At 71.2% G+C, this 18,632-nt stretch carries 15 protein-coding genes and 1 riboswitch; of the genes, 4 read left to right on the forward strand and 11 right to left on the reverse strand.

Going from position 1 to position 18,632, the window contains the following annotated elements:
- Nucleotides 1-9 precede the first annotated feature (9 nt).
- Nucleotides 10-1,083, reverse strand: a complete 1,074-nt coding sequence (locus tag UG56_RS13970; protein WP_045548114.1) for a prenyltransferase/squalene oxidase repeat-containing protein — start codon at nt 1,081-1,083, stop codon at nt 10-12.
- 66 nt (nt 1,084-1,149) lie between these two features.
- Nucleotides 1,150-1,275, reverse strand: a riboswitch (cobalamin riboswitch).
- Nucleotides 1,276-1,342: 67 nt separating this feature from the next.
- Between UG56_RS13970 and UG56_RS13975 the strand changes: the two genes are divergently transcribed.
- Entirely contained in the window at nt 1,343-2,008 is a 666-nt protein-coding gene (locus UG56_RS13975) for a glycoside hydrolase family 19 protein (protein WP_084101045.1), read from the forward strand.
- 25 nt (nt 2,009-2,033) lie between these two features.
- On the opposite strand, the gene UG56_RS13980 is transcribed toward UG56_RS13975, so the two are convergent.
- The 4 genes from UG56_RS13980 to gatC form a co-directional block, all read right to left on the reverse strand.
- Entirely contained in the window at nt 2,034-2,792 is a 759-nt protein-coding gene (locus UG56_RS13980; RefSeq protein WP_045548115.1) for an NYN domain-containing protein, read from the reverse strand.
- 128 nt (nt 2,793-2,920) lie between these two features.
- Nucleotides 2,921-4,414 (reverse strand): Asp-tRNA(Asn)/Glu-tRNA(Gln) amidotransferase subunit GatB, encoded by a 1,494-nt coding sequence (gene gatB / locus UG56_RS13985; RefSeq protein WP_045548116.1) that lies wholly within the window; start codon nt 4,412-4,414, stop codon nt 2,921-2,923.
- Nucleotides 4,411-5,907, reverse strand: a complete 1,497-nt coding sequence (gene gatA / locus UG56_RS13990) for an Asp-tRNA(Asn)/Glu-tRNA(Gln) amidotransferase subunit GatA (RefSeq protein ID WP_045548117.1) — start codon at nt 5,905-5,907, stop codon at nt 4,411-4,413. The genes gatB and gatA overlap by 4 nt, the downstream gene beginning before the upstream one ends.
- Nucleotides 5,904-6,203, reverse strand: coding sequence for an Asp-tRNA(Asn)/Glu-tRNA(Gln) amidotransferase subunit GatC (gene gatC, locus UG56_RS13995; protein WP_045548118.1), 300 nt, complete (start codon nt 6,201-6,203; stop codon nt 5,904-5,906). The genes gatA and gatC overlap by 4 nt, the downstream gene beginning before the upstream one ends.
- Before the next feature lie 141 nt (nt 6,204-6,344).
- Between gatC and UG56_RS14000 the strand changes: the two genes are divergently transcribed.
- On the forward strand, nt 6,345-6,854 hold the full coding sequence (locus UG56_RS14000; RefSeq protein WP_045548119.1) for a SigE family RNA polymerase sigma factor: 510 nt from the start codon (nt 6,345-6,347) through the stop codon (nt 6,852-6,854).
- Nucleotides 6,851-7,969: a hypothetical protein gene (locus tag UG56_RS14005; protein ID WP_071327073.1), complete on the forward strand. Its 1,119-nt coding sequence runs from the start codon at nt 6,851-6,853 to the stop codon at nt 7,967-7,969. The genes UG56_RS14000 and UG56_RS14005 overlap by 4 nt, the downstream gene beginning before the upstream one ends.
- 10 nt (nt 7,970-7,979) lie before the next feature.
- Here the strand turns inward: UG56_RS14005 and UG56_RS14010 are convergent, their stop codons facing one another.
- Together UG56_RS14010 and ligA are read right to left on the reverse strand one after the other, a co-directional pair.
- Nucleotides 7,980-10,262 (reverse strand): glycosyltransferase family 2 protein, encoded by a 2,283-nt coding sequence (locus UG56_RS14010; RefSeq protein ID WP_071327074.1) that lies wholly within the window; start codon nt 10,260-10,262, stop codon nt 7,980-7,982.
- Nucleotides 10,263-10,287: 25 nt separating this feature from the next.
- Nucleotides 10,288-12,405 carry an NAD-dependent DNA ligase LigA gene (ligA, locus tag UG56_RS14015; RefSeq protein WP_045550676.1) on the reverse strand — a complete coding sequence of 706 codons (2,118 nt, stop codon included), beginning with the start codon at nt 12,403-12,405 and terminating at the stop codon, nt 10,288-10,290.
- Nucleotides 12,406-12,642: 237 nt separating this feature from the next.
- On the opposite strand from ligA, the gene UG56_RS28400 reads away from it, so the two are divergent.
- Nucleotides 12,643-14,187, forward strand: coding sequence for a hypothetical protein (locus UG56_RS28400; RefSeq protein WP_045550668.1), 1,545 nt, complete (start codon nt 12,643-12,645; stop codon nt 14,185-14,187).
- A gap of 6 nt (nt 14,188-14,193) precedes the next feature.
- Here UG56_RS28400 and UG56_RS14025 read toward each other — a convergent pair whose 3' ends face one another.
- From UG56_RS14025 to UG56_RS14040, 4 genes are read right to left on the reverse strand one after another with little or no spacing between them, the layout of a single operon-like run.
- Nucleotides 14,194-15,306, reverse strand: a complete 1,113-nt coding sequence (locus UG56_RS14025; protein ID WP_143055033.1) for a hypothetical protein — start codon at nt 15,304-15,306, stop codon at nt 14,194-14,196.
- A 9-nt stretch (nt 15,307-15,315) separates the two neighbouring features.
- A complete protein-coding gene (locus UG56_RS14030) occupies nt 15,316-16,314 on the reverse strand; it encodes a methionine synthase (RefSeq protein ID WP_071327075.1) in 999 nt (332 codons plus the stop codon).
- Nucleotides 16,311-17,411: a tRNA 2-thiouridine(34) synthase MnmA gene (mnmA, locus tag UG56_RS14035; protein ID WP_045550670.1), complete on the reverse strand. Its 1,101-nt coding sequence runs from the start codon at nt 17,409-17,411 to the stop codon at nt 16,311-16,313. The genes UG56_RS14030 and mnmA overlap by 4 nt, the downstream gene beginning before the upstream one ends.
- On the reverse strand, nt 17,408-18,601 hold the full coding sequence (locus UG56_RS14040) for a cysteine desulfurase family protein (RefSeq protein ID WP_045550671.1): 1,194 nt from the start codon (nt 18,599-18,601) through the stop codon (nt 17,408-17,410). The genes mnmA and UG56_RS14040 overlap by 4 nt, the downstream gene beginning before the upstream one ends.
- Between the last annotated feature and the right edge of the window lie 31 nt (nt 18,602-18,632).

The raw sequence follows: 18,632 nt of genomic DNA on the forward strand, positions 1-18,632 counted from the left end.
ACCGTAGGCTCAGCACGAGCTCTTCGTGGTCGCGTCCTTGGGCAGGAAGACGAGGGACGGGAGCGCCTGGGCGGCCGCGAGGCGGTACATCCCCTCGGACTCCTTGGTCAGGCCCTTGGTGTTGCCCTCCTCCAGCGCGGCGTCGTCGTAGGCCACCGCGCCGGCGTCCTCGCCGCAGGTCACGACGTGCTCGGCGACCCAGGTCGCCGCCTTCTCGGCGGAGTCGGTCTCACCCGCGCGCCCGAATGCCCACCCGGCCAGGCCGGTGGTGTTGGAGTTGGCGATGTTGCCGGTGGCCGCCTTGAAAGAGCCGTCCTCGGCCTGGGTCTCCTTGAGCCACGCCACGCCGGCCTTGACGGCCTTCTCCGCCTCCGGGGACGCCACGCCCGAGAGCGCGATCAGGGCGAACGCGGTGGCGTCGGCGTCCGGCACGGCCTTCGGGTCGGCGTCGCAGGTCTGGTCGGCGGCCGCGGGGTCGGCCGCGAAGGTGACCCGGAACCAGCCCTCCTCGCACTGCTGCCCGGCCAGGAACTCCGTCGCGGCCGCGGCCTTCGTGCTCTCGGCGTTGTTGAGGGCCCACACGGCGTACGACTGGCCGATGGTGTTGGAGTAGTCGGCCGCCTTCTTGTTCTTGGGGTCGAGCTTGTCGGCGATGCGGCCGTTCTCGGCGACCGTGCCCTCGAGCTGCTTCAGCAGGCCGGGGTCGGAGGCGTCGATGTTCTGCTGGAGGACGAGCGCCTTCGCGGTGGCGCCGGCCGAGGTGATCGTGCCGAAGCCGGGCGAGGTGTAGGCCTTCTTGTTCTTCATCACGGCCGCGGCGATCGTGGCGATCTCCTCGTCGTAGCCACCGACCTCGGCCAGCGCGATCCCGATGTCGGCGCTGAGCCCGAAGTCGTCGGTGCCGTACTGCGCGTTGCGGGCCACGCCCTTCGGCGCCTGGGCGACGAGCCAGTCGGCCACCGAGGTCGACACCTTCGCGTCGTAGGTGGGCTTCTCCCCCTCCTCGACGGTCTTCTCGCCGCAGCCGGCGAGCGAGGTGAGGGCGAGGGCGGCGGCGATGCCGCCGAGGACGGTCTTCTTCATGGTTCCTTCCGCGCTGTTCGTCGGGAAGGCCCAGGGCCGACCCGCTGCTTTCCACGACAGCGTCAGGTCAGTACGCGTCCGTCGGCAGGTGCTCCGGCTCGCTCGGGACACCCCCTCGATGTCCCGGGCCTACGGTTGCGGGTCAGCGCCGGGCTTGGACCGGCTTCCCCCACCACGGCGTGTGTTGATTGAGAGGGGGCCATCTTATGACGCGCACGCGCTGCTTGCGGGATCGCCGACGAGCAGTCACTCTGTCCCCATGCGCCACAGGATTCTCGGCCTTGTCGCAGTGTCGATCTCGGCCACCCTTCTCGCCCTCTGCCCGACCACGACGGCCGTCGCGGAACCGGCTCGGACATCGGTCACGTACGCCGATCTGGTCGCCATGTTCGGCGACAAGGTCGGGAACAGGAAGACCGTCGAGACCGGGCTGCCGACCCTCAACCGCGCCATGGACGAGGCCCGGATCACCACCCCCTACCGGCAGGCGGCCTATCTGGCCACGCTCGCCAACGAGAGCTCCTTCCACCACGACGCCAAGGGCCCCCACGACAAGCGGAAGTACGCCGGCCGCGGCTACATCCAGCTGACCGGTGAGGCCAACTACACCGACGCCGGCGCCTACTTCGGGATCGACCTGCGCCGCCGCCCCGAGCTGGCTCGGTCGCTGGACCACAGCGCGCCGATCTCACGGTGGTACTGGACCGTCGCCCGCGACATCAACCCGCTCGCCGACGCCCTCGACATGGGCCGGGTCAACGCCGCGGTCGGCTACCCCTACGACAGGTCCGAGGACGCCGAGCGCTGCCGCGACTTCAAGGCCGCGCTGAAGCACCTCAACGGGTCCGTCCCCAAGGGCATCGACTGCACCCGCCCGAAGCCGAAGAAGGCAGACGGCCAGGACGGCGCCGCGGACGCCTCCTAGCAGACCGCCGTCGAGCAGCCGTACGTCACTTCTTGCTGTTGCGCTTGTCGCTGACCGCGATCGCCGAGGTGCCCTCGTCCTTGAGCTCGAAGAGATCGATCGCCTTGATGAGCTTGGTCCAGGTGGCGTACCCGTAGTTGCGCGGGTCCTCGGAGGACTGGTTGCGGATGCGGGACACGACCGTGCCGACCAGTGCCCAGCCGTCGTCGTCGGCGGCCGCGGCGATGGAGTTGCGCAGCAGCTGGATCAGCCGGGCGTTGCGCTTCAGCTGCTGCCCTGTCGTCGCCGAGGACGGCTTGCGGGCGGGCGTGGCGCCGGCCTCGGCGTCGGTGTCGGTCTCCTCCTCGGAGCCGCCGAGCTTCTCCACCACGGTGAACCGGGTGCAGGCGCTCTTGAACGGCGCCGGTGTCTTCTCCCGGCCGTAGCCGTAGACCGCGCGCCCCTTCTCCCGCAGGTAGTGCACCAGCGGCGTGAAGTCGGAGTCGGAGGAGACCAGCGCGAACGCGTCCGGGATCGCCGCGTGCAGCAGCTCGACGGCGTCGATGGCGAGCGCCATGTCGGAGGCGTTCTTGTGGGTGGTGAGGTCGAACTGCTGCATCGGCCGGATCGCGGCGTCGTGCAGCTCCTCGATCCAGCCCTTGAGCTCGGGCTTCGTCCAGTTGCCGTAGGCCCGCCGGATCGTCACCTCGCCGTACTCGGCCAGGTCGTTGAGGATCGCGTCGATCTTGGCCGCGGGCGCGTTGTCGGCGTCGATGAGCAGGGCGATGCGGAAGGGCTCGGTCACGCCGGACAGTCTGCCAGTACGACCCGCCGCCGAGTCGGCTCATCCTGACCAAAACCACCGCCGAGTCGGCGCGTCATGACGCGCCGACTCGGCGGATGGTGGTCAGTTCGAGCCGTCTCGACAGAGCCTCAGGCGAGCTTCTCCAGGATCAGCTCACGGACACGCTTGGCGTCGGCCTTGCCGCCGGTCGCCTTCATGACCGCACCGATGAGCGCACCGGCCGCGGCCTGGTTGCCGCCTCGGATCTTCTCCGCGACCGCGGGCTGGGCGTCGATCGCTTCGTCGACGGCCGCACCGAGCGCGCCGTCGTCGGAGACGACGGCGAGGCCGCGGGCGTCGATGATCTCGGCGACCGAGCCCTCACCAGCCAAGAGCCCCTCGAAGACCTGGCGGGCGAGCTTGTCGGTCAGCGAACCGCCGTCGACCAGCTTCTGCACCTCGGCGACCTGGGCCGGGGTGACCCCGACCTCGGCCAGCTCGACACCGCGGTCGTTGGCGGCACGGGACAGCTCGGCCATCCACCACTTGCGCGCGGCCTGGGCGGAGGCACCCTCGGCGACGGTCGCCTCGATCAGCGTCAGCGCACCGGCGGCCCAGACATCACGCATCTCCAGGTCGGAGTAGCCCCACTCGGCCTGCAGCCGCGCCCGCTTCTCGGCCGGCGGCTCGGGCAGCGTGGCGCGCAGCTCCTCGACCCACTCGCGACTCGGCGCGACCGGGACGAGGTCCGGCTCGGGGAAGTAGCGGTAGTCGTCGGCGTCCGACTTCGGGCGCCCGGCCGAGGTGGTGCCGGTGTCCTCGTGGAAGTGGCGGGTCTCCTGGAAGATCGCCTCCCCCGCGTCGAGGATCCCGGCGTGGCGCGACATCTCGAAACGTACGGCACGCTCGACCGAGCGCAGCGAGTTCACGTTCTTCGTCTCGGTGCGGGTGCCGAGCTTGTCGGAGCCCTTCGGGGACAGCGACAGGTTCACGTCGCAGCGCATCGAGCCCTGGTCCATGCGTACGTCGGAGACCCCCAGGCCCAGCAGGATCTCGCGGAGCGCGGCGACGTAGGCCTTGGCCACGAGCGGCGCCTTGGCACCGGTGCCGAGGATCGGTCGGGTGACGATCTCGATCAGCGGGATGCCCGCACGGTTGTAGTCGACCAGCGAGTAGTCGGCGCCGTGGATGCGACCGGTCGCGCCACCGATGTGGGTGGTCTTGCCGGTGTCCTCCTCCATGTGGGCGCGCTCGATCTCGACCCGGAAGGTCTCTCCCTCGACCTCGACGTCGAGGTAGCCGTCGTAGACGATCGGCTCGTCGTACTGCGAGGTCTGGAAGTTCTTCGGCATGTCCGGGTAGAAGTAGTTCTTCCGGGCGAACCGGCACCACTCCGCGATCGACCCGTTGAGCGCGAGCCCGATCCGGATCGCCGACTCCACGGCCTTGGCGTTCACGACCGGCATCGAGCCGGGCAGGCCGAGGCAGGTCGGGCAGACCTGCGAGTTCGGCTCGCCGCCGAAGGTCGCGGGACAGCCGCAGAACATCTTGGTGTTGGTGTTGAGCTCGACGTGCACCTCGAGCCCGAAGGCCGGGTCGTAGCGCTCCAGCACCTCGTCGAACGGGACGAGAGTCTCCGTCATCGGGCCACCTCCAGCTTGTCGATCGAGAGCACCGGACCGATGGCGCCCTCGAGCGCGGCACCGACGCGGTAGAGACGGGCGTCCTCCAGGACCGGCGCCAGCAGCTGTACGCCGACGGGCAGCCCGTCCACGTCGGAGACACCGGCCGGGACGGAGATGCCGGGCGTGCCGGCCAGGTTGGCCGGGATGGTGGCCAGGTCCTGCATGTACATCGCGAGCGGGTCGTCGAGCTTCGCGCCCAGCGGGAACGCGGTCGACGGCGACGTCGGCGAGACCAGCACGTCGACCTGCTCGAAGGCCTTCTTGAAGTCCTCGATGATCAGCGTGCGGATCTTCTGCGCCTGACCGTAGTAGGCGTCGTAGTAGCCGCTGCTCAGCGCGTAGGTTCCGAGGATGATGCGGCGCTTGACCTCGTCGCCGAAGCCGGCGTCGCGGGACGCCTTCATCACGTCCTCGGCGCTCGGGTCGCCGTCCGGGGTGACCCGCAGCCCGTAGCGCATGGCGTCGAACTTGGCCAGGTTGGAGGAGCACTCCGCCGGCAGGATCAGGTAGTAGGCCGCCATCGCGTGCTGGAAGCTCGGGGTGGAGACCTCGACGACGTCGGCACCCAGCTTGGTGAGGATGTCGACCGACTCGTTGAACTTGGCCATCACGTCGGGCGCCCAGCCCTCGCCCGCCAACTCCTTGATGACGCCGACCTTGACGCCCTTCAGGTCGCCGGTCCCGCCCGCGCGGGCGGCGTCGACGAGCCCGGTCACCGGGGTCGTGGTGGAGGTCGAGTCGAGCGGGTCGTGACCGCCGATGAGCTCGTGCAGGAGCGCCGAGTCGAGCACGGTGCGGGTCACCGGACCGACCTGGTCCAGCGAGTTGGCCAGGGCGACCAGGCCGTAGCGGGAGACCGAGCCGTAGGTCGGCTTCACGCCGACGGTGCCGGTGACGGCACCCGGCTGACGGATCGAGCCACCGGTGTCGGTGCCGAGCGCGAGCGGCGCCTCGAAGGCGGCGACGGCCGCGGCCGAGCCACCGCCGGAGCCGCCGGGGATCCGGTCGAGCTTCCACGGGTTCTTCGTGGGGCCGTAGGCCGAGTGCTCGGTGGAGGAGCCCATCGCGAACTCGTCCATGTTGGTCTTGCCGAGGATCGGCAGACCGGCGTTCTTGATCTTCTTGACCACGGTCGCGTCGTAGGGCGGGACCCAGCCCTCGAGGATCTTGGAGCCGCAGGTCGTCGGCAGGCCGGTGGTGGTCAGCACGTCCTTGACCGCGATCGGTACGCCGTCGAGAGCATGCAGCGCGTCACCGTTGGCCCGGCGCGCGTCGGAGGCGGCGGCCTGGGACAGCGCACCCTCGGCGTCGATGTGCAGGAAGGCGTGGACGTCACCGTCGACCGCGGCGATGCGGTCGAGGTGGGCCTGGGTCAGCTCGACGGAGGTGGTCTCGCCGGCGGCGAGGGCGTCGGCCAGCTGCGCGGCCGTCTTCAGGATCAGCTCGCTCACTGCTCGTCCCCCAGGATCCGCGGCACCGCGAAGCGCTGCTCCTCGACGCTCGGCGCACCGGAGAGCGCCTGCTCCGGCGTCAGGCACGGAGTCACGACGTCCTCACGGAAGACGTTGGTCAGCGGAAGCGGGTGGGAGGTGGCAGGCACGTCGTCGCCGGCAAGCCCCTGGATCGAGGCGACGGACTCGAGGATCACCTGCAGCTGAGGGGCAAGGTGATCGAGCTCGGCGTCGCTGAGGTCGATGCGGGCGAGGTCGGCCAGGTGCGCGACCTCGTCGCGGGTGATTTCTGGCATGCGCACATCCTAGGCGGCACGACGCCCAACTCTCACCTCGGTAAGGCCCGCGTCGGGCGGGAGGTCGACGCACATACAACCGATCGGTGGCCCCACCGCGTCCTCAACCCTGACAATCGGCTCGAGAGATCGGATGGATCGATGGCGAGACCGCCAACCCAGGAGCAGTTCGACGAGTTCGCCCAGGTCGCCTGGCCGCGGCTCTATCGCTCTGCCTACCTGCTCGTCGGGGACCACGCCAGTGCGGAGGACCTGGTCCAGACCGCACTGGCCAAGACCTTCGGAAACTGGGGCAGGGTGCGGACGCTCGAGGCCGCACCCGCCTACGCACGGCAGGTGCTGTTCAACACCGCGATGAGCTGGTTCCGGAAGGCTTCGTGGAACCGCGAGCAGCCCACCGAGGTGCTTCCCGACCTCGGTCAGGACAGCGACCCCACCACCCGCTCGGTGCTGCTCGACGCGGTCGCCGCACTGCCTCCGCGCCAGCGCGCCGTCGTGGTCCTCCGCTTCTACGAGGACCTCGATGTACGCCGCACCGCGGCCCTACTCGGCTGCTCGGAGGGCACGGTGAAGAGCCAGACCTCCTTCGCCCTCGACAAGCTCCGCACCATCCTCGGCGACCCGACTCTCACCCTGGAGGTGACCCAGTGACCGACAACGACCTGCGCACGCTGCTGCGCGATGCCGCCGACGAGGTGTCCGTTCCCCGTCTGGCCACCGACGAACTCCATCTCCGCGTCCGAGCCGTCCGCCGGCGCCGCCGGGCCCGCTGGGCCGCTGGCGCGGCGGCCCTGGCGATTGCCGGCGCGCTCGGGACGTACGCCCTGAGCGGGACGCTCGGCGGCGACGAGCCGCACATCGCCGCCGCCGAGGGGGACCCGCGGGGGTGGGCGGTCGCCGAGGGCGGCAGCGTCCACTTCGGCGACGGGAGCGTGGTGACGTACGGCGGGACGGTGAACGACCTGCGCTACACCTCCGTCGGCCTGCTGGCCCGGAGCACGCAGTCCAACGCGCGTCTCTCGCTGATCACGACGGCCGGCGTACAACCGCTCGACCTCGGTGACGTGAGCGACCGGCTGATCGGCACCGACCCCGACTCGCCCTATGTCTCCTGGACCGTCGAGGGCGGCGACGGCTGGCTGGTGCGCGTCATCGACCTCGTCACCGGCGAGAAGGTGGCCGACGTCCCGATCTCCGGGAAGTACACCTGGGCGGGCTGGAAGACACCGCCGGTCGCGGTCGACGGCGAGCACGCCTATGTCGCTCTCGACGACCGCACGCTCGACGTCGAGTGGCGTGCCGGGAAGGTCTCGACCGCGAAGGGGCTCCCGGGCAGCTACACCACCGAGGTGCTCAACGGCCGCGCGGTGACCCAGGATGCGACCGGCGAGACCCAGAGGGTGGTCGAGGTGGCCACGGGTCAGGTGCTCCTGACCACTCGCTCCACCGAATTCCCCGACGACCTGATCAGACTCAAGCTCTCGCCCGACGGCACCCACGCCTTGGCGGCCCCCTACTCGACGTGCGACGAGCACGACAACTGCCGCTATGACACCCCAACCGCGCCGATCCACGACCTCGGCCAGGGCACCGAGACCGCCGTCGAGCTCGGCGACCACATCGGCTGGGCCCCTGGGGGGCAGCTGATCCGGGCGTCCGGGACGAAGGTGGAGATATGCGATCAGGTCGGCAAGGAGTGCGCCGATACGCCGGTCACCTTGAAGAAGCGCGCCGACACGATCAGCGGGACGATGAACCAGTCCTGACGCTCGCCGGCTACTGCGTCTTGTTCGGTCCCCCACCGTTGGACGGCTTGCCGGTCGGCCTGCCCGGCGAGCCGGGCTGATCGGTGGCGGCCTGGGTCGGGTCGGTCCCGCGGGTGGGGCTGGTCGACGGGGTCGGCGCTGCGGTGCGGGTCGGCCGGGCGCTGGCGGTGGCGCCGACCTGGCTCGGCGTGGCCGCCGGAGCCTGGGTCGGGTCGTCGGCCGGCTCACCTCCCGTCTCGGGGTCCGGGTCCGCGCTGTGCGAGGGCGAGGGCTCGTCGTGCCCGGTCCGCGTCTTCTTCTCCAGGGCACCGTGCACGTCGCCGACCTCGGGTACGTCCGGGCTGCCCACCGGCGCGGCGAGCGCGACGAGTCCGGCGAGCATCACCGCGGAGAAGGCCAGCACCAGTCCCCCGCGCCGGGCAGCGGGCGCAGCGGCGGCGCTCCACGCCCAGATCCGCTCCCGGCGGCGACGCAGGTCGGCGGGCAGGTCGCTGCGGATCGCGGCCCAGCTGTTGATCGGCGCCAACGCGTACCCGATCCCCTGGAAGGCGAGCAAGGCCGCGACGGCGACCCCGGTCGCCCCGCCGCTCACTGCGACCACGAGCGCCAGGACCAGGCAGACCGCGGCCGCGACGGTCTCGACCAGGTTGCCCCGGACCACGTCACGCACCCGCGGCTGCCCCTTGATCTTCGGCGTACGCAGGAAGGTGCCCTCACGCGAGACCAGGCCGAGCCAGGAGGCCCGCGCGACGGTCACCCCGAGCGCCAGCCACAGCCCGAAGGCGCCGATCGCGTCACCCCAGGAGGCCCCGCCGCGGAGCCGGACCAGAGCGATCGAGCGGGCCGCACCGAAGAGCACCAGCGCGACGGTGGCGAACAGGAGGAGCCCGGAGACGCGGCGTACGACCAGTCCGCCACCGAGCGTCAGGTCGAGGGCGCCGGTGACCAGGAAGAAGGTGAACAGCCCCCCGGCGAGGTCACCGAACCACTGCAGCCCGCCGACGAGATAGGCCCAGCGCTGCGCCAGGTTCATCTGGTTGTCCTCGGTGCGGCGCCCGGGCAGCAGCGAGCGCCAGTGCATGCGCAGGATCTGGATGCCGCCGAAGCACCACCGGAACCGCTGCTTCTTGAGCGTCTCGAAGGTCAGCGGCATCACCCCGTGACCGTAGGAGCGGTCGACGTGCATGCCGTTGTAGCCCATCTTCAGCAGCCGCAGCGACAGCTCGGCGTCCTCGGTGATGCACCACTCGTCCCAGCCGCCGGACCGGATCAGGGCGGAGGCCCGGATCAGCCCCATGGTGCCGCCGAAGATGGCGCCGTTGCGCTCGTTGCGCGAGACCTGGCTGACGTCGAAGAAGTAGCCGTAGGAGTGGTAGAGACGGCGGAAGTAGGGCGAGACGTCCCAGTCCCGGTAGTCCTGGGGCGTCTGCACGAACGCCACCGAATCATCGGTGAACAGCGGGGCGTTGTGAGCCAGGAAGTCCGGGGCGACGTGGTAGTCGGCGTCGACGATCCCGACGACCTCGGTGCGCGGGTTCATCCTGGTCAGCGCGTAGTTGAGCGCTCCGGACTTGAAGCCCGGCCAGTTGGCCAGATGGATGAAGGTGAGCCCGTCGTACTGCTCGCAGAACTCCTGCACCGGCCGCCACAGCGCCGGGTCGTCGGTGTTGTTGTCGATGACCAGGATCTCGTACGCGTCGTAGTCCAGCTCGAGCATCCGCTGGAGCGTCTCGATGACCATCTCGGGCGGCTCGTTGTGGGTCGGGACGTGCAGGCTGACGAACGGGTGGCGCCAACCCGGGTGGTGCTCACCGCGTGTCGGCCACCCGCGCCAGCGGCGCCGGGCGAGCACGTCGACCATCTCCCACAGGTAGCCCACGCCGATCAGGAAGACGAAGACCTCCAGCAGCCACAGCAGGCCGGACAGCGTCGTCGTCCACGCGCCGGGATGGACGATCACCGTCCACAGGCCCACGTAGGTCAGGTAGATCAGCCCCACGTCGATGGTGAGCGCCCAGGCCACCAGACCGCGTACGTCCCAGTCCCGTGCCGCGGGGAGCCAGGCCAGCAGCGAGGCACCGAGGACGGTGCCCTCGATCGCGGCCCGGGTCGCGTCCTGACCGATCAGCAGGCCGGCCCCGAAGGCGATCAGCGCGGTGACGACCGCCGCGAGGATCGCGGTGGCCGTGGAGAGCGAGCCGGAACGCGGCGTACGGATCGTGAACAGCACCACGGTCGCCGGGACCAGCAGGACCGCGGCGACCGTGAGGAGTGGGGGGAGGGCGTCGAGCACGGCCCCACACTATGGGGGGTATTTCCTAACCGAGTCCAGTCGGGCCGGCCTCCAGCAGGACCTTGAACGCCGCCTCGTCGAGGATCGGGAGGCCGAGCTCCTCGGCCTTGGCGGCCTTGGAACCGGCGTTCTCGCCGACCACGACGTAGTCGGTCTTCTTGGAGACCGAGCCCGCGGCCTTGCCTCCCCGGCTGATGATCGCCTCCTTGGCGCCGTCGCGGGAGAAGTCCTCCAGCGACCCGGTGACGACGACGGTCAGGCCCTCGAGGGTGCGGGCGACCGACTCGTCGCGCTCGTCGGCGAGGGAGACCCCGGCCGCGCGCCACTTGTCCACGATCTCCTGGTGCCAGTCGACCTGGCGCCACTCGACGATGGCCTCGGCGATGATCCCGCCGACACCTTCCGTGGCGGCGAGCTCCTCCTGGGAGGCCGCCCAGATCGCGTCGAGGGAGCCGAACTCGGTGGCCAGCGCACGGGCAGCGGACGGGCCGACGTGGCGGATCGACAGCGCGACCAGCACCCGCCACAGCGGGACCTGCTTGCGCTCCTCGAGGTTGCGCAGCAGACCGAGGGCGTTGGCGTTGAGGACCCGGTCGCCGGCGCCGGCCTCCTTCTCGGCCTTCTTCGCCGCGCGGGTGAAGAACGTCGTGGTGGCCAGGCCGGCCTCGTCGAGGTCGAAGATGTCGCCCTCGTTGGTGATCACCCCGGCGGCGAGCAGCGCGTCGGCCGCCTCGTAGCCCATCCCCTCGATGTCGAAGGCGCCCCGCCCGGAGGCGAAGAAGACCCGCTCCCGCACCTGCGCCGGGCAGCCGCGGTGGTTGGGGCAGCGCAGGTCCTTGTCGCCCTCCTTCTGCTCGGCGAGCGTGGTGCCGCACGCGGGGCACTCGGTGGGCATCACCCACTCCGGCAGCCCCTCGGGTCGCAGCGGCAGCACCGGGCCGAGGATCTCGGGGATGACGTCGCCGGCCTTGCGGAGGATGACGGTGTCGCCGGGGCGTACGTCCTTCCGCTTCACCTCGTGGGCGTTGTGCAGCGTCGCCCGCTCGACGGTCGAGCCGGCGACCTTCGTCGGCTCCATGACACCGAAAGGCGTGACCCGGCCGGTGCGGCCGACGCCGACGTCGATCGCGAGCAGCTTGGCGTTGACCTCCTCCGGCGGGTACTTGTAGGCGATCGCCCACCGCGGCGCCCGGCTGGTCGAGCCGAGACGGCGCTGCAGCGAGATGTCGTCGACCTTGATCACGACGCCGTCGATCTCGTGCTCGGTGACGTCGTGGCGGTGCTCGCCGAAGTAGCTGATGAACTCCTCGACCTCGGCAAGGGTCTTGAGCACCTTGACCCGCTTCGAGGTGGGCAGCCCCCAGGCCTTCAGGGCGTCGTACGCATGCGACTGGGCGACCGGCTGGAAGCCCTCCCGCGCGCCGATCCCGTGGCAGACCATCCCGAGCTCGCGGGTCGCGGTCACCCGCGGGTCCTTCTGGCGCAGCGAGCCGGCGGCGGAGTTGCGCGGGTTGGCGAACATCGGCTTGCCCGCGTCGACCAGGGAGGCGTTGAGCTTGTCGAAGGCCTCGACGGACAGGAAGACCTCGCCGCGGACCTCGACCAGGTCGGGCACCGGGAACTCGTCGGTGCCGTTGAGCCGGTGCGGGATCGACTTGATGGTGCGTACGTTCGGGGTGACGTCCTCGCCCGTGCGACCGTCGCCACGGGTCAGCGCCCGGACCAGGCGGCCCTTCTCGTAGAGCAGGTTGATCGCCAGACCGTCGACCTTGAGCTCGCACAGCAGCTCGGCCTGGCCGGCGCCGTCCTTGGCGATCCGGGCGTGCCAGCCGGCGAGCTCCTCGAAGGAGAAGACGTTGTCGAGCGACTCCATCCGCTGCAGGTGGTCGACCGCGGTGAACTCCGTCGAGAAGGTGCCGCCGACCTTCTGGGTCGGCGAGTCGGGGGTGCGCAGCTCCGGGAACTGCTCCTCGAGCTCGTTGATCCGGCGCCACTTCTGGTCGAACTCGGCGTCGGAGAGCGTCGGGTCGTCGAGCACGTAGTAGCGGTAGCGAGCGTCCTCGATCTGCTCGGCGAGCTCCTGGTGCTCGGTCTTCTGCTCAGGGCCCGCGTCAGCGGTCACGTCATCGTTCACGGGCACCATCTTGCCCGGTCCCGCCGACATTTTCTGTCGGCATACCCACCCGGGCGTTTTCGGCGTTTCATCGGCCCAAACGACACTCAACGCCCTCAATATCGACGCAGCCGATCAACACCTGGGTGACGGGGCTCACCACAAGAGGGTAAAGACCGCTACCTTCCTCCCGCGTCGGGAAGGCGGGCCGACACCAATCCCCCATACGACCGCCTTGTGAGGTCTGCAGTGGTTGCTCGGCTCGTCGTGACGCTGTTGACAGCGCTCGCGCTCACGCTGGCTTCGGTCGGCGCCACGTACGCGCTCGGGTTGGGAAGCGTCTTCTCCGACGCCGAGGTCGAGGTGTCGATCGTCGAGCAGTCCAAGGACGGCGTGGTCCTCAGTGTCCACGGCACCGACTACAGCGCCAAGGATCCGGGCATCGAGATCGCGCTCAACCCGGTCGGCTACCGCGGATCGGGCACGCGGAGCACCTTCATCAAGTCGGTCGTGATCAACCCCGAGAACCCCGACGACTGGACCTACACGTTCACCCTCGACGCTGCGCAGGTCGCCCGGCTCGACCCCGGCACCGACTACCAGATCATGACGATGCGAGGCGGTGACCGCGACCTCTACGACTCCTCCGACTCGCGAGCGGTGGGGGTCCCCTTCGACTTCGACGCACTCTCCCAGCCCAGCAGCTCACCGACCCCGGAGGAGCCCTCGGGAGACACCGGCTCCTCGGACGGGTCCGGCTCGGGGTCGGGCTCCGGCTCGGGCGCCGGTGACGGTACGTCCTCCGGTCGGCCCGCAACGGGCGACTCCGGCGACGGGACCGGTGCCGGGTCCGACGAGAAGCCGAGGAAGAGGGCGTCGAAGAAGCCCTGGACCGCACCCGAGGAGCCGCCGACGGTCAAGGGCATCACCCTCACCGGCCTCGACGACGTCTCCGTGGACGCCGATGACGTGATCCACGCGCAGGCCTCCGGCTTCAGGCCCCACGAGACCGGTATCCGGGTCGTCGTCTACTCGACCCCGCTGGTCCTCTCGACCAGCGTCAAGGCCAACGGCAGCGGCGTCGCGAAGTGGTCCGGGCGGCTTCCCAAGGACATCGGGCTCGGCAAGCACACGCTCACCTTCCAGGGCTCGGTGAACCGTGGGATCAGGTTCCTCGTGACCGGCACCCCGAGCGACGGCGAGTGCGTCCAGAGTGGCTGCGCCCCGCCGACCGGAGCCGTCAAGAAGGCGGCCGCCGCCGACGAGAGCGGCGTCGGCCCGCTCACCTGGATCATCGTCGCCACGATGATCCTCCTCGCCCTCGTCGCCGGTGCCGTCGCCATGCTCTCCGGGCGCCGCAAGCGCGACCCGGAGTGGGACGAGCCGGGCTACGCCCAGGCCCCGCCGCGCTATCCGGCGGACCCGCGGCATGCCTCCGGGCCCCACCCGGCCTACCCCCGCCAGCCGCAGCTCCAGCCCCAGCATCTAGGCCAGCACCAGGGTCCGCCTCGGCATGAGACCCCGCTCCCGCGCCGGCTCCCTGCGGACCAGCTGCCGAGCCCACGTCAGTCCGGCCCACGTCAGTCCGGGCCTCGTCAGCCGGGACCGCGTCAGCCCGATCCGCGTCAGCCGGATCCGCGGCAACCGGTTCCCCGGCAGCCGAGCCACCGGCAGGCGGCGCCCCAGCACCGGGATCCGCAGCACGCGGCTCCCGTGCAGCCGGCACACCCTCAGCCGCGCCCGCCGGAGTCGTTCGCTCCGCCGAGCCAGCGTGACCAGGCCTACCAGGGCCAGCGGGTCGCCGGACGCTGACGTCGCTCAGCCGACCAGCGACTCGCCCCGGCGGGCGGTCGCGGCCGGAACCGTCGGCCACAGCGTCTCCAGGGCCGACTCGAAGCCGGAGAGGACGGGGTCGAGGTCGTCGCCGGGGAACGGGGCGGGCGCCTGCTGGCGTACGACCGCACAGAAGGCACGCCGCTCCCCCTCCGCCGGGTAGCAGCGAACGGTCTCGGCCAACCCTTCGGTCCAGCCGTCGTAGCCGTCGGTGTCACCCTTCGAGCAGGTGAGCGTCCTAGGGCACTTGCGCTTCTCGGCGGGCAGATCGGGAGCGTGGACAGCGGTGACGGTGCTGCCGTCGGGGCGGGTGCCGACGACACCGAAGGCGCCCGTGCCGTAGCCCGAGACGTCGGCCTTCTCGAAGGAGTCGATGTCGGCGTACTCCTTGGTCTCGAGCAGCCCCGCCGCGATCGCGCCGGCGGTCAGCGCGACCTCGCCGGCGCCGTTGGCACCTTCCGCGGGGAAGCCGCTGACCTGCGCCTTCGTCATCTTCAAGGTCGTCTTCGTGCCGAGGCGTGGGTCGGTGACCAGGGCGACGAGGTCGTCCACGCTCACCTCGAGATCGAGCTTGCGGGGGTCCCCGGTGATCTTCTCACCCACGTAGGCGGCCCGGCGCTCCTCCCGCCCCGACCGGTGGGAGACCATCAGCTGCCCGGGGGTGCCGTCGTCGGTGGCGAGGTCCCAGGCGACCGTGGCGGTTCCGGTCTCGCCCTTCACCTCGGCACACCCCGACATGCCGTCGTGGCACCAGGTCGAGAGCAGGTCGTCGTCGACCGGGCCGGCCTTCACCTCCAGCGTGTGATCGGCTCCCCAGACCAGCACGGTGCCGACCTCGTCCGGTTCGAAGTAGGTGTCGCCGCCGTCGAACTCCTCCGGCACGACGCGTACGTGCTGGAGCGCGATCGCCGCGAGCGCCTCGGGTGTCGCGGGGCGGTTGCCGGGCTTCAGGTCGGCCGGGTCGATGCTCACCGACGGCGCCACCGAGGGCTCGTCGCTGGTGCCGTCGTCCGCCTCGGTCGCGCCGCTGCCACAGCCTGCCAACGCCCCGGCGAGCAGCAGAGTCGCAGCCGGCAGAGCCATCCCCCGTCGTCTCATGAGGGGAATCTACGCCAGGTGACGGGCGCTTTCGGTGAGGATGCGCAGCACGGTGCGGGCCCATCGCCAGTCGGCACCGGCGAGACCGCACGCGGGCGTCAGCACGATGTCGTACGCAGCATCGAGCCCGAGCATGTCGAGCCAGCGCTCCACGGTCTCGGTGACCGTCTTGTCCGTCGGCACGGGGCCGGCCGGCGCGAGCGACGGGACCACGCCGAGCGCGACCGTGTCGCCGGCCTCCAGCGCCGTGGCCAGCTCGTCGTGGTCAGCCGCGGTGAGCTGGGTCAGGTCGACGCTGATGCCCTTCGCCCCGGCCTTGCGGAGCAGGCCGAGCGGGGTCCCGGGCGCGCAGGAGTGCACCCACGGGATCGCGCCCTCGTCGGCGATCGCGCCGAGCACCCACTCCAGCGACTGGGATGCCTCGGGAAGGTCGATGCTGCGGTGCTTGCCGAATCCGGAGGCGGTCGGCACCTGGGCCTCGAGCACGGCGCTCAGCGCGGGCTCGTCGACCTGGACGACGAGGGTGTCGGCGCCGGGGAGGCGGCGGCGTACGTCGCGGATGTGGGTGCGTACCCCCTCGGCCAGCGCCTGCGCGAGATCACGCCGGGCGCCGTGGTCGGCGAGCAGCTTGTCGCCGCGCGGCCGTTCGACGGTGGCGGCCAGGGTCCACGGGCCGGCGACCTGGATCTTGAAGGCGCCGCCCCCGGAGGTCAGCGGAGAGTCCTGGACCAGCTCCTCGACGGTGTCGAGGTCCTGGGCGAGCAGGCTGCGGGCGCGCCGGTGGTCGACGCCGGCGGAGCCGGAGGTGCCGGTCAGCCGCCAGCCCGCGGGCTGGAGGTCGGCGTCGAGCCCGTCGAGGACGGCCAGCGCCCGACCGGTCATGTTCGCGATCGCGCCGCGCGCGGGCAGCTCGGGCAGGTGCGGGAGGTCCTGCAGCTCACCGAGGACGATGCGGCAGGCCTCCGCGTAGTTCTCCCCCGGCAGCGACCCGACCCCGGTCGCCCTCACGCGAGAGCCACCCGGCGGGTCGCGGAGATGGTGACCGACCCGACGACACGGGTGCCGTGGTAGATGACCGCCGCCTGGCCCGGCGCGATGCCGTAGGCGGGGTCGAGCAGCTCGATCTCGGCTCCGTCGGGAACGACGGTCACCCGGGCCCGGTGCTCGTCGCCGTGCGCGCGCAGCTGGACGGTGCCCTCCAGGACGCCCTCGGGCGGCCGGCCGGCCCAGCGCGGCCGGATCCCGGAGAGACCGTCGACGGCCAGGTGCTCGCGCGGTCCGACCGTCACGGTCGCGGAGACCGGCTCGATGTCGAGGACGAACCGCGGCTTCCCGTCGGGCGCGGGCTTGCCGAGGCGGAGGCCCTTGCGCTGCCCGATCGTGTAGGCGTAGGTCCCCTGGTGCTCGCCCAGCACCTCACCGCTCTCGTCGACGATCGGCCCGGACTCGTTGGGCGCCCGGTCACCCAGCTTCTCGCGCAGCCAGCCGGCGTTGTCGCCGTCGGCGACGAAGCAGATGTCGTGGGAGTCGGGCTTGTCGGCGACCAGCAGGCCGCGACGGGCCGCCTCCTCGCGTACCTGCGGCTTGGGGGTGTCCCCGAGCGGGAACAGCGAGTGGCGCAGCTGGTCCTGGTCGAGCACCCCGAGCACGTAGGACTGGTCCTTGCCGGCATCGACCGCGCGGTGCAGCTCGACCAGCCCGTCGGCGTCCTCGCGAAGGGTCGCGTAGTGACCGGTCGCGACCGCGTCGAAGCCGAGCGCGAGCGCCCGGTCCAGCACGGCGGCGAACTTGATCTTCTCGTTGCAGCGCAGGCACGGGTTGGGCGTGCGGCCCTCGGCGTACTCCGACATGAAGTCCTCGACCACGTCCTCGTGGAAGCGGTCGGAGAGGTCCCAGACATAGAACGGGATGCCGATCACGTCGGCGGCGCGGCGGGCGTCGTTGGAGTCCTCGATCGTGCAGCACCCGCGCGCGCCGGAGCGGTAGGACGCCGGGTTGCGCGAGAGCGCCAGGTGGACGCCGGTGACGTCGTGGCCCGCCTCCTTGGCGCGGGCGGCGGCGACGGCGGAGTCCACTCCGCCGGACATGGCGGCGACGACTCTCATCGGTTCAGTCCTGCCGCGCGGCCACGCTCGACGGCCGGACCGATCGCCGCGACGAGCCGGTCCACGTCCTCGGTGGTCGTGGTGTGCCCGAGCGAGAAGCGCAGCGAGGAGCGCGCCTGCTCGTCGGACTGGCCCATGGCGAGCAGCACATGGGAGGCCTGAGGTACGCCGGCCGAGCATGCCGCCCCGGTCGAGCACTCGACCCCGGCGGCGTCGAGCAGCATCAGCAGCGAGTCGCCCTCGCACCCGGGAAAGGCGATCTGGGCGTTGTTGGGCAGCCGGTGACGACCCAGCGGCTCCAGCGGCGGACCGTTGAGGTGAGAGTCCGGCACCGCCGCGAGCACCTGCTCGACCAGCCGGTCGCGCAACGCACCGACCCTGGTCGCGTATGCCTCCTGCTCCTTGATCGCGAGCTCGACCGCCGCCGCGAAACCGGCGATGGCGGCGGTCGCGTGGGTGCCGCTGCGTACGTCCCTCTCCTGGCCGCCGCCGTGGACGAGCGCGGTCAGCTCGAGCTCGCGGCGCACCACGAGCGCGCCGGCGCCCACGGGGCCGCCGAGCTTGTGGCCGGTCAGCGAGAGCGCGTCGACGCCGCTGGTCGCGAAGTCGACCGGCACCGCGCCGACCGCCTGGACGGCGTCGGTGTGGACCGGGATCCCGTGCTCGGCGGCGATCGCGGCGATCTCGGCGACGGGCTGCAGGGTGCCGACCTCGTTGTTGGCCCACATCACCGAGACGACCGCGACCGAGGCCGGGTCACGCTCGATGGCGTCCTTCATCGCGGCGAGGTCGACGCGGCCGGTCGCGTCGCACGGGATCAGCTCGACCTGGGCGCCCTCGGTGGTCTCCAGCCAGTGCAGCGGGTCCAGCACCGCGTGGTGCTCGACGGTGGTCGACAGGATCCGGGTGCGCGCCGGGTCCTGGCCGTGCCGGGCCCAGAAGGCGCCCTTGAGCGCGAGGTTGTCGGCCTCGGTGCCACCGGAGGTGAAGACGACCTCACCGGGCCGGGACCCGAGCGCCGCGGCGATCCGTTCTCGGGACTCCTCGAGCACCCGACGGGCGCGGCGCCCTGATGCGTGCAGCGAGCTCGCGTTGCCGACCAGCGCCAGCTCCGCGGTCATCGCCTCGATCGCCGCCGGAGCCATGGGCGTGGTGGCGGCGTGGTCCAGATAGACGGTCCGGGGATTCATCGTCTACCAAGGTTACGGCCCGATGGCCATG

Source organism: Nocardioides luteus (assembly GCF_000960475.2).
In the GTDB taxonomy this organism is placed as follows: domain Bacteria; phylum Actinomycetota; class Actinomycetes; order Propionibacteriales; family Nocardioidaceae; genus Nocardioides; species Nocardioides luteus_A.